The 15,938-nt window shown below is 60.6% G+C and carries 13 protein-coding genes; 10 read left to right on the top strand and 3 right to left on the bottom strand.

All coding sequences use genetic code 11. From position 1 onward, the window contains the following. Window positions 1-25 precede the first annotated feature (25 nt). A complete protein-coding gene (locus D8U82_RS26065) occupies window positions 26-571 on the bottom strand; it encodes a gamma carbonic anhydrase family protein (protein WP_016772314.1) in 546 nt (181 codons plus the stop codon). A gap of 89 nt (window positions 572-660) precedes the next feature. Between D8U82_RS26065 and prlC the strand changes: the two genes are divergently transcribed. The 3 genes from prlC to D8U82_RS26050 all read left to right on the top strand — a co-directional run bounded on the left by prlC (window position 661) and on the right by D8U82_RS26050 (window position 5,137). Then, window positions 661-2,712: an oligopeptidase A gene (prlC, locus tag D8U82_RS26060; RefSeq protein WP_130903246.1), complete on the top strand. Its 2,052-nt coding sequence runs from the start codon at window positions 661-663 to the stop codon at window positions 2,710-2,712. Then, window positions 2,709-2,999 (top strand): YheV family putative zinc ribbon protein, encoded by a 291-nt coding sequence (locus tag D8U82_RS26055; RefSeq protein ID WP_016772316.1) that lies wholly within the window; start codon window positions 2,709-2,711, stop codon window positions 2,997-2,999. The genes prlC and D8U82_RS26055 overlap by 4 nt, the downstream gene beginning before the upstream one ends. 113 nt (window positions 3,000-3,112) lie before the next feature. Beyond that, on the top strand, window positions 3,113-5,137 hold the full coding sequence (locus D8U82_RS26050) for a M3 family metallopeptidase (protein ID WP_130903245.1): 2,025 nt from the start codon (window positions 3,113-3,115) through the stop codon (window positions 5,135-5,137). A gap of 5 nt (window positions 5,138-5,142) precedes the next feature. Here the strand turns inward: D8U82_RS26050 and D8U82_RS26045 are convergent, their stop codons facing one another. Continuing rightward, window positions 5,143-5,790 (bottom strand): tyrosine-protein phosphatase, encoded by a 648-nt coding sequence (locus D8U82_RS26045; RefSeq protein WP_073470771.1) that lies wholly within the window; start codon window positions 5,788-5,790, stop codon window positions 5,143-5,145. 280 nt (window positions 5,791-6,070) lie between these two features. Here D8U82_RS26045 and D8U82_RS26040 point away from each other — a divergent pair, with 280 nt between their 5' ends. From D8U82_RS26040 to D8U82_RS26015, 6 genes are all read left to right on the top strand, one after another. Next, entirely contained in the window at window positions 6,071-6,817 is a 747-nt protein-coding gene (locus D8U82_RS26040) for a gluconate 2-dehydrogenase subunit 3 family protein (RefSeq protein WP_076564860.1), read from the top strand. A gap of 2 nt (window positions 6,818-6,819) precedes the next feature. Next, complete coding sequence (locus D8U82_RS26035) at window positions 6,820-8,604, top strand: GMC family oxidoreductase (protein WP_073470773.1); 1,785 nt, start codon at window positions 6,820-6,822, stop codon at window positions 8,602-8,604. A 12-nt stretch (window positions 8,605-8,616) separates the two neighbouring features. Then, window positions 8,617-9,918 (top strand): cytochrome c, encoded by a 1,302-nt coding sequence (locus D8U82_RS26030; RefSeq protein WP_024015016.1) that lies wholly within the window; start codon window positions 8,617-8,619, stop codon window positions 9,916-9,918. Between the two features lie 74 nt (window positions 9,919-9,992). Next, window positions 9,993-11,051 carry a PA0069 family radical SAM protein gene (locus D8U82_RS26025; protein WP_130903244.1) on the top strand — a complete coding sequence of 353 codons (1,059 nt, stop codon included), beginning with the start codon at window positions 9,993-9,995 and terminating at the stop codon, window positions 11,049-11,051. A 237-nt stretch (window positions 11,052-11,288) separates the two neighbouring features. Then, the gene (locus tag D8U82_RS26020) at window positions 11,289-12,017 is read left to right on the top strand and encodes a carbonic anhydrase (protein ID WP_016772323.1); all 729 of its coding nucleotides are present in this window, start codon (window positions 11,289-11,291) and stop codon (window positions 12,015-12,017) included. 90 nt (window positions 12,018-12,107) lie between these two features. After that, window positions 12,108-13,634, top strand: coding sequence for a SulP family inorganic anion transporter (locus D8U82_RS26015; RefSeq protein WP_016772324.1), 1,527 nt, complete (start codon window positions 12,108-12,110; stop codon window positions 13,632-13,634). A 136-nt stretch (window positions 13,635-13,770) separates the two neighbouring features. Here D8U82_RS26015 and D8U82_RS26010 read toward each other — a convergent pair whose 3' ends face one another. After that, window positions 13,771-14,421 (bottom strand): hypothetical protein, encoded by a 651-nt coding sequence (locus D8U82_RS26010; protein ID WP_024015006.1) that lies wholly within the window; start codon window positions 14,419-14,421, stop codon window positions 13,771-13,773. A gap of 370 nt (window positions 14,422-14,791) precedes the next feature. On the opposite strand from D8U82_RS26010, the gene coxB reads away from it, so the two are divergent. Further along, window positions 14,792-15,919 (top strand): cytochrome c oxidase subunit II, encoded by a 1,128-nt coding sequence (gene coxB / locus D8U82_RS26005; protein WP_016772326.1) that lies wholly within the window; start codon window positions 14,792-14,794, stop codon window positions 15,917-15,919. The last annotated feature ends 19 nt before the right edge of the window (window positions 15,920-15,938 follow it).

Below are 15,938 nucleotides of genomic sequence, written 5' to 3'. Positions count from 1 at the left end.
AAATTCCCGAGCAGGTGTAGGCGATTCAGAGCTGGTCGTAGCCTTCGGCCAGATGCAGGTCCTTGAGCTTGACGTAATTCGCCGCGCTGTAGGTGAAGAAGGCGTTTTCCTTGTCGGTCAGCGGGCGCACTTGCTTGACCGGGCTGCCGACATACAGAAAGCCACTCTGCAGGCGCTTGCCCGGCGGCACCAGGCTGCCGGCGCCGATGATCACATCGTCTTCCACCACGGCACCGTCCATGACGATGCTGCCCATGCCGATCAATACGCGGCTGCCCACGGTGCAGCCGTGCAGCATGACCTTGTGGGCGATGGTCACGTCGTCCCCGATCAGCAATGGAAAGCCGTCCGGGTTGAACGGGCCGGCGTGGGTGATGTGCAGCACACAGCCGTCCTGCACGCTGGTGCGCGCACCGATGCGGATGCGGTGCATGTCGCCACGGATCACCGTCAGCGGCCAGACCGAGCTGTCTGCGCCAATTTCGACGTCGCCGATCACCACCGCCGAACCGTCGACGAATGCGCCGTTGCTCAGGCGGGGGGTGTGATTCTGGTATTTGCGAAGGGACACGATTAGTTCTCTCTCTGTCGCCGATAGCTGCGGTGAGTGTCGATTGTAATTAAGATGGGCGCATGTTTCTTCCAGCCAAGGTGCCAACCGTGAGCGTGAACAACCCTCTTTTGCAGTCCTACGACCTGCCGCCGTTCTCCACGATCCGTGCCGAACACGTCCTGCCCGCCATCGAAACCATCCTCGCGGACAACCGCGCCGCCATCGCCGAAATTCTCAAGACCCAGGGCAAGAACCCGACCTGGGCCGGTCTGGTGCTGGCGATGGACGAACTCAATGATCGTCTCGGTGCGGCGTGGAGCCCGGTCAGCCATCTTAACGCCGTGTGCAACAGCGCCGAACTGCGTGAAGCCTACGAGTCGTGCCTGCCGGCCCTGAGCGCCTACTCCACCGAGATGGGCCAGAACCGCGAACTGTTCCAGGCGTATGAAGCGTTGGCCAACAGTCCGGAAGCTGCCAATTTTGACGTCGCGCAAAAAACCATCCTGGAACACGCCCTGCGCGATTTCCGTCTGTCGGGTATCGATCTGCCGGAAGCCGAGCAGAAACGTTACGCCGAAGTGCAGAGCAAACTGTCAGAGCTGGGCAGCCGCTTCTCCAACCAACTACTCGACGCCACCCAGGCGTGGACCAAGCACATCACCGACGAAGCCGCCCTCGCCGGTCTGACCGATTCGGCCAAGGCGCAGATGGCTGCCGCAGCCCAGGCCAAAGGCCTCGACGGCTGGCTGATCACCCTGGAATTCCCCAGCTACTACGCCGTGATGACCTATGCGCAGGACCGCGCACTGCGCGAAGAAGTCTACGCCGCCTACTGCACCCGTGCCTCGGACCAAGGCCCGAATGCTGGCCAGAACGACAACGGTCCGGTGATGGAAGAAATCCTCGAACTGCGTCAGGAAGTGGCCCGATTGCTGGGCTTCGCCAGTTTCGCCGAGCTGAGCCTGGCGACGAAAATGGCCGAATCCAGCGATCAGGTGCTGAGCTTCCTGCGCGATCTGGCCCAACGCAGCAAGCCGTTCGCCGCGCAGGATCTGCAACAGCTGCGCGCTTACGCCGCCGAACAGGGCTGCGCCGACCTGCAAAGCTGGGACAGTGGTTTCTACGGCGAAAAACTCCGCGAGCAGCGTTACAGCGTCGCTCAGGAAACCCTGCGAGCCTACTTCCCGATCGACAAAGTCCTCAGCGGCCTGTTCGCCATCGTCCAGCGTTTGTACGGCATCGAGATCGCCGAGCAGAAAGGCTTCGACACCTGGCATCCGGACGTCCGCCTGTTCGAGATCAAGGAAAACGGCCAGCACGTCGGCCGCTTCTTCTTCGACCTGTATGCCCGCGCCAACAAGCGTGGCGGCGCATGGATGGACGGCGCCCGCGACCGTCGTCGCACCGTCGACGGTGTGCTGCAAAGCCCAGTCGCCAATCTGGTGTGCAACTTCACCCCGGCCGACAGCGGCAAGCCTGCGCTGCTGACCCATGATGAAGTGACCACCCTGTTCCACGAGTTCGGCCACGGCCTGCATCACCTGCTGACCCGCGTCGAACACGCTGGCGTATCCGGCATCAATGGCGTGGCCTGGGACGCAGTCGAGCTGCCGAGCCAGTTCATGGAAAACTGGTGCTGGGAGCCGGAAGGCCTCGCGCTGATCTCCGGCCACTACGAGACCGGCGAGCCACTGCCGCAGGACCTGCTGGAAAAAATGCTCGCGGCGAAGAATTTCCAGTCCGGGCTGATGATGGTGCGTCAGCTGGAATTTTCGCTGTTCGACTTCGAACTGCACGCCACCCACGGCGATGGCCGCAGCGTGGCGCAAGTGCTCGAGGGCGTGCGTGACGAAGTGTCGGTGATGCGTCCACCGGCTTACAACCGCTTCCCCAACAGCTTTGCGCACATTTTCGCCGGCGGTTACGCAGCGGGTTACTACAGCTACAAGTGGGCTGAAGTGCTGTCCGCCGATGCCTTTTCGAAATTCGAGGAAGACGGCGTGCTTAACGCTGAAACCGGTCGGGCGTTCCGCGAGGCGATTCTGGCGCGCGGCGGCTCGCAGGCACCGATGGTGCTGTTCGTCGACTTCCGTGGCCGTGAGCCGTCGATCGACGCGCTGTTGCGCCACAGCGGCCTGAGTGAGGACGCGGCAGCATGAGCGACGGCCCTGTGATCACCAAGAAGCGCTTTATCGCCGGGGCGGTCTGCCCGGCGTGCAGCGAGCCGGACAAGTTGATGATGTGGAACGAAGACGGCGTGCCGCACCGCGAATGCGTGGCTTGCGGCTACTCCGACACCCTCAACGAGCAGGGCCTGTCGGTGCCCAAAGAACTGGGCACGCGGGTCAATACCAGTGCGCTGAAGCCTGCCGCCGACAAAAAGGTCCAGGCCGTGCAGTTCTTCCCCAACCCCAAGTTGAAGAAAAAGCCCGACGAGCAACAGTGACAACTACCGCCACCTGCCGATGATCGTCGTCAGGTGGCGGTAACTATCTACCACCTCGCCCCCGCGCTTCGTGATTAGGCTGGTCAATCCAGCCCTCTCTCACGGAAGACGCCATGCCTGACACCAACCCACTCCTGCAACAATGGCAGTTGCCGCCCTGGTCGGCGATACGCGCCGAACATCTGCTGCCGGCAGTCGAGCGCATCGTTGCCGACAACCTGCTGGTTATTGAAAACGTCATCGCCACTCAAGTCGATCATCCCAACTGGGACGACGTGGTCATTGCCATTGATGAAGCCGATGCACGCCTGAATGAAACCATGGCGATTATCGAATTCCTTTCGGTCAGACATGCCGATGATCCCGAGTGGTTGGCGCAGGAAGCGCTCAGCACCCACGCTGCACAGCATTACAAGGCTGCGAAGGCCGGCAATCGACAGTTGCTCCAGGTTTATCAACGATTGGCACAGAGCTCCATAGCCGCCAGCTTCAGTGATGCACGCAAAGCCTCGCTGGCGAAAATCCTGCGCAGGTTTCACCTGGCCGGCAGCGAATTGTCGAGTGCGCAGCGCACGGATCTGACGCGATTGAACGGCGAAATCGATCTGCTGGAAAAGCGCTTCATGAGCAATCTCAGATCGGTCAACGCTGCATGGAGCAAGGACATCGACGATGCAGCGCTGTTGGCAGGACTGCCGGCCGAAACGCAGGCGCATCTGGCCGCCAATGCCAAGAATGCCGGGCTGTCCGGGTGGCGGCTGACACTCGATCAGAACACTTACGATCAGGTCATGAAGCGGGCGCGGCACCGCGGTTTACGTGAAGAGTGTTTCAAAGCCTGGTGCACCCGCGCTTCGGATCAGGGGCCATACGCCGGCCGCTTCGACAACGGACCGGTGCTGCACAAGCTGCTGGCGGCGCGTCATGCCAAAGCCCGTCTGTTGGGTTTCGACAATTTCGCTCAACTGCGACTGCTCGACCGCATGGCCGTGGATACTGACCAGGTCCGCCGTTTTCTGCAGCAGCAGATCGCCCTCAACGCAGCGGCGCTTGCGCGCGAAACCGATGACCTGCAAGCCTCTGCACGCCAGTACGGTATTGATCAGATAGAAGCGTGGGATCACGACTTCCTCGCCGAGCAATTGCGCTTGAAACAGTTGGGCGGCGAGGAGCAGGACCTGCGCCTGTTTTTTCCGCTGGACGCCATACTGCAGAGCCTGTGCCGCTTCAGTGAGCACATGTTCGGCATCAGGATCAGCGAAAACATTCGCCTGGAGACTTTCAACGAAAACGTGCGCCTGTTCGAAGTCAGCGAGCATGAGCAAGCGGTCGGCTTCATCTACATCGACCCGTTCCACCGCGCCGCTGGCGCCGACTACGCCTGGACAGGTGTACTGCGCAACCGACGGATCAATGCGGAAGGCCGGCCATCACTGCCGATAGCCTCGCTTCAATGCAATTACACGGCCGCCGCCGACGGGCTGAATCTGCTGGCACATCAGGATCTGCGCGTGCTGCTGCACGAATTCGGCCATTGCCTGCATCACGTGCTGACACGTTCGCCGCACTACAACCTGTCCGGCATTTCGCATCTGAGCCGCGACGCTGCCGAGTTTGTCGGGCAGCTGTTCGAGAAATGGGCGCTATCCGGGCAATTCCTGCGCTGGCTGGGTACGCATCATCAGAGCGGTGAGCGCCTGTCGGAAACACAGGCGGACGCCGCGTTTTCCACCACCGACATCCAGCGCAGCCGAGAGACGGCGATGCTGCTGCTGAGCGCGCTGTTCGACTTCGAACTGCATTGCAGTCACGGCGACGGTCGCACTGTTCAACAAGTGATGGCGGATGTGCAAAGCGCATTCCCGGGCCTGCATATTCCAGCCTACTGCCGCTTCGCCAACAGCTGCGATTATCTGGTCACCGGTTACGAGGCTTCGCTTTACGCCTACAAATGGTCGGGTGTGCTGGCGAGCGAGGCATTCAAACGCTTCGAACGTGAAGGTCTGTTCAATGAACAGACGGGCCGGGACCTGCGCAAACACCTGCTGTCGGGAGACAGACAGTCACTCCCCGCCGCGCTGCAAGCGTTCTTGGGTAAACCGATCGACAGCGCGCTGTTTCCTGCGCCAGCCGATTGAGCTGATCAACGCTGGACGTGCGCCGAGTCGAACCAGCTCTTCATCGAACACATGGCGAATGCACTGGTGCTGCATTCGCCATTGATCAGGGCTTCGTGCAACCGATCGACATCAGCCTGCATCACGTAGCGCACGCTGTCGTGGAAATGCTGACTGTCACCAAAACCGCCCTCGGTCATTTCCTTGAGCGCCTGCTCTTTGCTCCAGCCCTGCACCACCACGCGGTACATCGCCGCCATCAGACCGGTGCGGTCAGAACCGTGCTTGCAGTGCATGAGCACCGGGCCGTCGGCTTCGGCGGACTGAATCGCGCGCAGAGCCTTGAGCACATCGCTGTCGTCGACGTGATTGGTGCGATACGGCAGTTGCACTTGCTTGATGCCCGGCGCGGAGAGCCAATCGCTATCAGCATCAGGCAGGAAGTTGATTACGGTGACGACATGCAGATCGTTCAATAGCGGCACCGCGCTGCGGCTGGGCAAGGCGCTGCGATACAGCGTCGGTGACATGCGGAACAGGTTGAACTGCGCCTCAACCGGCTGTGCCCACTCGGCCGGGCGAGATGCCGTGGCGTCGGCCGCCCGGGCGGCAATGCCATGCAACAGGGCAACAAGCGAAAAACATAACGCGGGGAAAAAGCGCACTCGAGACATGCTGGGCTGACCGTTTCGGCAATCTTCATGAGAGGAATTGCAGCTTCGCTATAAAGCGGTCAATACGCCGTGAGCCGGCCGTCAAAGAAACGTGAATCGGCGCCTCACCGGGCTTTTTTCCAGGAAAACGGTTTTTCTTGATGCTTAGCCTGCTACCATTTGTCACATGATGTTGCAGACGTGGCGCCCTTTTTCGGGACAGACCCTCGTCATCGCGACGCGAAATTCCTCGAGCTGCTCGCAGAAGCGGCTGACTTCTATGCCTGATGAGGTGCCCCCCATGTCTGATCAAGATCGAGACAACCCGCGGCGTGAGTTCTTGCGCAAATCCCTGACCCTGATTCCGGTGGTCACGCTTGCCGGTACCGGCCTGGGCAGCAGCGTGCTGCAAGCCGCACCTGAAAGCGCACCGGCGCCGGCCGCAGCAAAACCGGCCGCTGCTGGCGCCGGTGATTATCAGCCGAGCTTTTTCACCGCTGAAGAATGGGCATTCATCAATGCCGCCGTCGCCCAGTTGATCCCCAACGACGCGCAAGGTCCGGGCGCGCTTGAAGCCGGCGTACCGGAATACATCGACCGGCAGATGAACACGCCGTACGCCGCCGGTGCCCTGTGGTACATGCAAGGCCCATTCAATGCCGACGCTGCGCCGGAGATGGGCTGGCAGAGCAAACTGGTACCCAAAGACATCTATCGCCTCGGCATCGCCGCCACGGATCAGTGGGTAAAAGGTCTCAGCGGTAAAACATTTGCCGAGCAAGACAGCGCTACCCGAGACGATTTGCTCAAGCAACTCGAAGCCGGCAAGCCGCAGTTCGATGCGGTGCCGGCGAAGATTTTCTTCAATCTGCTGCTGCAAAACACCAAGGAAGGTTTCTTCTGCGACCCGATCCACGGTGGCAATAAAGGCATGGTCGGCTGGACGATGATCGGTTTCCCCGGCGCCCGCGCCGATTTCATGGATTGGGTGGAACGCAACGAGCAATACCCCTTCCCGGCAGTGTCGATTCGCGGCGAGAGGGCGTAAGCATGGCAACGGTAATGAAGAAGGTTGATGCAGTCATCGTCGGTTTCGGCTGGACGGGGGCGATCATGGCCAAGGAACTCACCGAGGCGGGCCTCAACGTGCTGGCGCTGGAGCGTGGGCCGATGCAGGACACTTACCCCGACGGCAACTATCCGCAGGTGATCGACGAACTCACCTACAGCGTGCGCAAGAAACTCTTTCAGGACATCTCCAAAGAGACGGTGACCATTCGCCACAGCGTCAACGACATCGCCCTGCCCAACCGCCAGTTGGGCGCGTTCCTGCCGGGGAATGGCGTCGGCGGCGCCGGTCTGCACTGGTCGGGCGTGCACTTTCGCGTCGACCCGATCGAGTTGCGCATGCGCAGCCACTATGAAGAACGCTACGGCAAAAGCTTCATCCCCAAGGACATGACCATCCAGGATTTCGGCGTCAGCTATGAAGAGCTGGAACCGTTTTTCGACTTCGCGGAAAAAGTCTTCGGCACCTCCGGCCAGGCCTGGACGGTGAAAGGTCAACTGGTCGGTCAGGGCAAGGGCGGCAACCCCTACGCGCCGGATCGTTCCAACCCGTTCCCGCTTGAAGCGCAGAAGAACACCGTATCCGCACAGCTGTTTGGTAAAGCGGCTACAGAAGTCGGTTACAAACCCTACAACCTGCCTTCGGCAAATACCTCTGGGCCGTACACCAATCCCTACGGCGCACAAATGGGGCCGTGCAATTTCTGCGGTTTCTGCAGCGGCTACGTCTGCTACATGTATTCCAAGGCCTCGCCGAACGTGAATATTCTGCCGGCGCTCAAGCCCTTGCCAAATTTCGAACTGCGGCCCAACTCCCATGTGCTGCGGGTCAATCTCGACAGCAGTAAGTCCAAAGCCACCGGCGTCACCTACATCGACGGCCAGGGCCGCGAGATCGAGCAGCCGGCGGATCTGGTGATCCTCGGCGCGTTCCAGCTGCACAACGTGCGTCTGATGCTGCTCTCCGGGATCGGCAAACCCTACGACCCGATCAGCGGCGAAGGCGTGGTCGGGCGTAACTTCGCCTACCAGAATATGGCGACCATCAAGGCCTTCTTCGACAAGGACACCCACACCAACAACTTCATCGGCGCTGGCGGCAACGGCGTGGCGGTGGACGATTTCAACGCCGATAACTTCGACCACGGCCCGCACGGCTTTGTCGGCGGTTCGCCGATGTGGGTCAACCAGGCTGGCAGTCGACCGATTGCCGGCACCTCGAACCCGCCGGGCACGCCGGCCTGGGGCAGCGCGTGGAAACGCGCAACCGCCGATTACTACACCCACCAGGTGTCGATGGACGCCCACGGCGCGCATCAATCCTACCGTGGCAACTACCTCGATCTCGATCCGGTGTACCGCGATGCCTACGGCCTGCCGCTGCTGCGCATGACCTTCGACTGGCAGGAAAACGACATCAAGATGAACCGCTTCATGGTCGAGAAAATGGGCAAGATCGCCCAAGCCATGGGCCCGAAAGCCATTGCGGTGATCGGCAAGCAGGTCGGCGACCACTTCAACACCGCCTCGTACCAGACCACCCACCTCAACGGTGGCGCAATCATGGGTACCGATCCGAAGACCAGCGCGCTGAACCGCTATTTGCAGAGCTGGGACGTGCACAACGTGTTCGTCCCGGGCGCCTCGGCGTTCCCGCAGGGCCTGGGCTACAACCCGACCGGGCTGGTGGCGGCGCTGACCTACTGGTCGGCAAAAGCGATTCGCGAGCAGTACCTGAAAAACCCCGGCCCGCTGGTGCAGGCTTAAGGAGCGATGACCATGAAAACTTTCGTTATCGCCACCCTCGCCCTGCTCGGCAGCACTGCAATTTATGCGGCCGATGTTGATCAAAATCTGATCAAGCAAGGTGAATACCTCGCCCGCGCCGGTGACTGCGTGGCCTGTCACACCGCCAAGGGCGGCAAGCCGTTCGCCGGCGGGCTGCCGATGGAAACACCGATCGGCACGATCTACTCGACCAACATCACCCCGGATAAAACCGGCTTGGGCGATTACAGCTTCGAGGACTTCGACCAGGCCGTGCGCCACGGTGTGGCCAAAAACGGCAGCACGTTGTACCCGGCGATGCCTTACCCGTCCTACGCGCGGGTCAACCAGGCCGACATGCAAGCGCTGTACGCCTACTTCATGCACGGCGTCGAACCGGTGGCGCAGGAGAACAAGGCCAGCGACATTCCGTGGCCGTTGAGCATGCGCTGGCCGCTGATGGGCTGGCGCTGGCTGTTCGCACCGAAGGTCGAGGATTACCAGGCCACATCGGCCGATCCGGTGATCGATCGTGGCGCATACCTGGTCGAAGGCCTCGGCCACTGCGGCGCCTGTCACACCCCGCGCGCCCTGACCATGCAGGAAAAATCCCTGAGCGCGGCGGACGGCAGCGAATTCCTCGCCGGCAGTGCGCCGCTGGAAGGCTGGATCGCCAAGAGCCTGCGCGGCGATCACAAGGATGGCCTCGGCAGCTGGAGCGAAGAACAACTGGTGCAGTTTCTCAAGACCGGGCGCAGTGATCGCAGCGCAGTATTCGGCGGCATGAGTGATGTGGTCACCCACAGCATGCAATACATGAGCGACGCCGACCTCACCGCGATTGCCCGCTATCTCAAATCACTGCCGGCCAATGACCCGGCGGATCAGCCGCATCAGTACGACCAGAAAGTAGCCAAAGCGCTGTGGAACGGTGACGACAGCCAACGCGGCGCGTCGGTGTACATCGACAACTGCGCGGCCTGCCACCGGACCGATGGCCATGGCTACACCCGGGTCTTCCCGGCGCTGGCGGGTAATCCGGTGCTGCAAACCGACGATCCGACCTCGCTCATCCACATCGTGCTCAAGGGCGGGACTTTGCCGGCAACGCACACCGCGCCATCGACCTTCACCATGCCCGGTTTCGCCTGGCGCCTGTCGGATCAGGAAGTCGCGGATGTGGTGAGCTTCATTCGTGGCAGCTGGGGCAACAAGGGTGCGCCGGTGAAAGCTGCCGATGTTGCCGAGTTGCGTACGGAGGATATGAAGCAGACCTCCGGTGACGATCTGGGCCAAGTGACGCAACACAACTGACCACTCGCCCGACGGCACTAGCCAGATGAGGATCGCCCCGATACTGTGCGCATATACAGTATCGGGGCGTTTTCATGTCTACTCCATTGCCACCTCGCGGTCGCGGCACCGCAACCAACCCGCACAACCGCTTTGCGCCGAGTCGTTCGGTGGCCGAGGACGATGGCTGGTATCAGGAAGTGCCAGAGACGCAAAACACCGAAGTGATTATCGAGAAGGCCAAATCGATCATCAGCCGCAACACCTCGCCGGATCTGCCCTTCGACCGTTCGGTAAATCCCTATCGCGGCTGCGAACACGGCTGCATCTATTGCTATGCACGGCCCAGCCACGCCTACTGGGACATGTCGCCGGGCCTGGATTTCGAAACCCGGCTGATAGCCAAGACCAATGCCGCCCAGGTCCTCGAGGAACAACTGAGCAAACCCGGCTATCAATGTGCGCCGATCAATCTTGGTTCCAACACCGACCCGTATCAGCCCATCGAGCGCGAATACAAAATCACCCGTCAGACCCTGGAAGTGCTGCTGCGCTACCGACATCCGGTGACCATCGTCACCAAAGGTTCGCTGATTCTGCGCGATCTCGATTTGCTCACGGAGCTGGCGCAGCAACGGCTGGTAACGGTGATGATCAGCCTGACCACGCTGGATGATGAACTCAAACGCATCCTCGAACCGCGCGCCGCTGCGCCCAAGGCACGCCTGCGCGCGATCCGGGTCATGCGTGAAGCAGGCATTCCGGTCGGCGTGCTGTGTTCGCCGATGATTCCGATGATCAATGACAGCGAAATCGAAAGCCTGCTCACCGAGGCCCACACCGCCGGTGCGCAAAGCGCCGCCTACATGATGCTGCGCCTGCCGCTGGAAGTCGCGCCGCTGTTTGAGGAGTGGTTGCAGGCGCACTATCCACAACGTGCCGCCCATGTGCTGAGCCTGATCCGCCAGAGTCGCGGCGGCGAACTCTACGACAGCCGTTTCGGTGCGCGGATGCGCGGCGAAGGACCGTTTGCCGACCTGCTCGCACAAAGATTTGCCAAGGCCATCAAAAAGCTTGGCCTGAACAAACGCGAGGGCTATAACCTCGACTGCTCGGCCTTCTGTCCGCCGGGTCGCCAGATGTCGTTGATTTAGCGACAATTGGCTTTGGGTTGACGGGTTGGAATCCTTCCGCCGAAACACTCCAGTCACGTTTTTTGTGACCTGGAACACACGTTCTAGAGCGTTTGATTCAGTTTCAGTTAAGTTTCGGCGGCTACCTTGTTCATCGAGTGACTGACGGGTCGGGATGACCCGGATGGTTTAAACAGCCACTGGCTTCATACCGGAATACCGGGGAAGACTCCCTGAATCCGCACAAGAGGATGAATCATGAGTGACAAGGATAAACAGTCGTTGGCTGCCTCGGCGCAAAGCCCTGAAGCACAATCCGCCGATGCAGCACTGCGACAGATCGTTGATGGCTTTTTACGCTTTCACCATGACGTTTTTCCGCAGCAGGAAGAACTGTTCAAGAAGCTCGCCACCGCTCAGGCGCCCAAGGCGATGTTCATCACCTGCGCCGACTCGCGCATCGTTCCCGAGCTGATCACCCAGAGCTCACCGGGCGATCTGTTCGTTACCCGTAACGTCGGCAACGTAGTGCCGCCCTACGGTCAGATGAACGGCGGCGTCTCCACCGCGATCGAATACGCGGTACTGGCGCTGGGCGTGCAACACATCATCATTTGCGGCCACTCCGATTGCGGCGCCATGCGCGCGGTACTCAACCCCGACAGCCTGGAAAAAATGCCGACGGTCAAAGCCTGGCTGCGCCACGCTGAAGTCGCGAAAACCATGGTGCACGACAACTGCAACTGCACCGACGAAAAAGACAGCATGCCGATCCTCACCGAGGAAAACGTCATCGCCCAACTGCAGCACTTGCGTACCCATCCTTCGGTAGCCTCGCGCATGGCGAACGGTCATCTGTTCATCCATGGCTGGGTCTACAACATCGAAACCAGCGAAATCAAAGCTTACGACGCGGACCAGGGTCGTTTCCTGCCTCTCGACGGCAGCCATCCGATTCCTGTGGCGACGCCCAAAGCGCGCTTCTAAATCTTCCCAACAATCTGTGTGGTATGACGCCGGCCGCTGATTCAGCGGCCCGGCCTCGCCACGCCTGAAGAAAACTTCGGGAGAATCGCCATGCGTGCGGCTCAATTGAAAGCTGTGTTGCCACGGGAGCTGCTCGCCTCCGTGGTTGTGTTTCTGGTCGCCCTGCCGCTGTGCATGGGCATCGCGATTGCCTCAGGGCTGCCGCCGGCCAAGGGTCTGATCACCGGCATCATCGGCGGTCTGGTAGTCGGTTGGCTGGCGGGCTCGCCGTTGCAGGTCAGCGGTCCGGCGGCGGGTCTGGCGGTGCTGGTTTTCGAGCTGGTGCGCCAGCATGGCGTCGAGATGCTCGGGCCGATCCTGCTGCTCGCCGGTTTTCTGCAACTGGTCGCCGGGCGGCTGAAGCTCGGCTGCTGGTTTCGCGTCACGGCGCCAGCGGTGGTCTACGGCATGCTCGCGGGCATTGGCGTGTTGATTGTGCTTTCGCAGATCCATGTGATGCTCGATGCCAAGCCGCAGCCTTCCGGGCTCGACAACCTCACGGCGTTTCCGGCGGCCGTAGCGCAAGCCTTGCCGTCGTTCGGCTGGCAGGCGGGTCTGCTCGGCTTGTCGACGATTGCGGTGATGTGGCTGTGGGAAAAATTCCGCCCGCATTCGCTGCGCTTCATTCCCGGCGCATTGCTCGGTGTGGGTCTGGCGACGGTGGCGAGCCTGATGCTGGCGTTGCAGGTCAAGCGCGTCGAGGTACCGGCGAACCTGGCCGAGGCGATCGATTGGCTCAAGCCAGCCGACCTGATGAATCTGGCCGACCCGACGCTGCTGATTGCCGCGTTCGCCGTGGCGTTTATCGCCAGTGCCGAAACCCTGTTGTCCGCGGCGGCGGTGGATCGCATGCACAGCGGCGTGCGTTCGGACTTCGACCGTGAACTGTCGGCGCAAGGTGTCGGCAACATGCTCTGCGGTCTGGTCGGCGCGCTGCCGATGACCGGGGTGATCGTGCGCAGTTCGGCCAACGTTCAGGCTGGTGCGACCACACGCTACTCGACGATTTTCCATGGCCTGTGGCTGCTGGCATTCGTGCTGTTGCTGTCGAGCGTGCTGCAAAGCATCCCGGTGGCAAGCCTGGCGGGGGTGCTGGTGTATACCGGCTTCAAACTGGTCGACCTGAAAGCTTTCCGTGGTCTGGGTCGGTACGGGCGGATGCCAATGTTCACCTACGCCGCGACGGCGCTGGCGATCATTTTTACTGACCTGCTCACCGGTGTGCTGATCGGTTTCGGCCTGACCATGTTGAAACTGGCATTCAAGGCTTCGCGCCTGAAAATCAGCCTGATCGACCTGCCGCAGGACGGCGAAATGGAATTGCGTCTGGTCGGCGCGGCGACGTTCCTCAAAGTACCCGCGCTGACTCAAGTGCTGGGCAGCATTCCCCACGGCACGACAGTGCATGTGCCGCTGAACAACCTGAGCTACATCGACCATTCGTGTCTCGAGTTGCTTGAGGAATGGGGCCGGGCGAATGCGGCGAAGGGGTCGAAGCTGTTGATCGAGTCGCGTGGGTTGAAGCGCAGGCTGGAAGGCCGGGTGCGGACCAATACCGGGATTGGTGCGGCGGGTTAGAAGTCGACCTCAAAACGCAAACCCTGTGGGAGCGAGCCTGCTCGCGAAAGCGGTGTATCAGCCAACAGAGATGTTGAATGATCGACCGCATTCGCGAGCAGGCTCGCTCCCACACTGGATTTATGACACAAGAAAATCAGGCAGCAGGCTGATCCAGCTCAAGCCCCACACCCAACCGGCGGCTCATGCACGGCCAGCGTTTCCACGCCGCGCCAGTGTCCGGGCTGCTGAGTTTTTCGCGATAGGCTTCTACCGACTCCAAAGCAAAACTCTCTTCGTTGAGCATCTCGTCGATCGCGTGATGCACCGCTTCATCCAGTTGGTTGGCAAATTCCTCACCGATCAATTGGTGAGCAATCAGGTTGGCGACCGTCATGTCCAAGGGGATCAATGGCTGGCCGAAATGCTTGATGTACAGGTCGTTGACCTCTTCGACAAAGCGGTGTGCCAGATAGGCCTCGTCGAGCAGGCTGTCCAGGCCGACGTGTCCGGCCATGATCGCCGGCGGCTGGAGGAAATACTGCTCGGCGATTTTCAGCACCGGTTTGATCTGCGATTCGATTCCCGCTTCCCTGGCGACTTCATTGGCTGCATCCAGCAGGTCCGGTACTTCATCGATGTAGGCGGCGACAAAACGCGTCAGCACGCCCTGGGCGTCGGCTTCCGGCAACTGGATCGCCGGGTGCAGGTGAGGCAGCTTGCTTTCCAGCTGACGGGTCAGCAGGCCGGTGTCTTTTTCGTGCTGTTGGGCTTTTTGGATCTGCTCGCGCAATGCGGCGGTGTTCATGAAAACTCCAGGAAACAAGGCAATGAAATAGGGAAGACATAACTTAGCTGGCTTACGAAAAACGCTAAGACGCATTTGTCATAATTATTTCATCCTTGATGCAGCTGCGTTATATCCATTCGCCACCACTCGTCTGCATCCTTCTCCATTCGGGCACTTGAACGCAAGCGCCGGGTGTTTCAGCTCATTTACGTGCCCGGGTTGCAATTCCCGGGCGCTGTCTATACTCGCCAATGAATGGAGTTAGCTGATGACGCCCGACTGCACCCGCAGCAAGGCCCGGCGATTCAAGTTCGTAGTCTGATGCAGCCGCTCCCTTGCCGCAGGCGATACGCCGGCGGGATAACAAGAACGATAAGGGGAACCCGCAATGATGCGACATCCACATGTCTGGATGGGACTCCTGTTGTGGTCGATTTTCAGCCCGGCCAACGCGGCATGGACTGTGAATATGGCGCCTGGAGCGACTGAAATCAGTCACGCAGTATTCGACCTGCACATGACCATTTTCTGGATCTGTGTGGTGATCGGGATCATCGTCTTCGGCGCCATGTTCTGGTCGATGATGGTGCACCGCCGCTCTACTGGCCAGGTCGCGGCCAAATTCCACGAAAGCACCGGCGTCGAGATCATGTGGACCATCGTGCCGCTGCTGATCCTGGTGGCCATGGCCGTGCCGGCCACCGCGACGCTGATCAAGATGTACGACACCAGCGAGCCGGACATCGATATCCAGATCACCGGTTATCAGTGGAAGTGGCACTACAAATACCTGGGCCAGGACGTCGAGTTCTTCAGCAACCTGGCCACCCCCGCCGAGCAGATCCACAACAAGGAAGCCAAGGGCGAGCATTACTTGCTCGAAGTCGACAAGCCGCTGGTGCTGCCGATCGGCGCCAAGGTGCGCTTTCTGGTGACCTCGGCTGACGTCATTCACTCATGGTGGGTGCCGGCGTTTGCGGTCAAGCGCGATGCGATTCCCGGGTTCGTCAATGAGGCCTGGACGCGCATCGACAAGCCCGGTCTCTACCGTGGCCAGTGCGCCGAATTGTGCGGCAAGGATCACGGCTTCATGCCGATCGTGGTCGAGGTCAAGGAACAGGCCGACTACGAAAAATGGCTCGCCGAGCGCAAGGCCGAGGCCGCGCAGCTCAAAGAACTGACCAGCAAGGAATGGACCCTCGACGAACTCAAGGAGCGCGGCGACAAGGTTTACCACACCACTTGCGTGGCCTGTCACCAGGCTGAAGGCCAGGGCCTGCCGCCGATGTTCCCGGCGCTCAAGGGCTCGAAAATCGCCACCGGGCCGATCAAGGATCACCTGAGCATCGTCTACCACGGCAAACCCGGCACCGCCATGGCGGCGTTCGGCAAACAGCTGTCAGAAGTCGATATCGCAGCGGTCGTGACTTACGAACGTAACGCCTGGGGCAACAACAAGGGCGACATGGTCACGCCAAAAGAAGTGCTGGAGCTGAAACAGGCGGAAAGCAAATGAGCCGGTCAATTGCGTATTC

The sequence above is a fragment of the Pseudomonas sp. Sample_23 genome, assembly GCF_004307595.1.
Classification (GTDB): domain Bacteria; phylum Pseudomonadota; class Gammaproteobacteria; order Pseudomonadales; family Pseudomonadaceae; genus Aquipseudomonas; species Aquipseudomonas atacamensis.
This window is presented reverse-complemented; position numbering and strand designations above follow the sequence as displayed.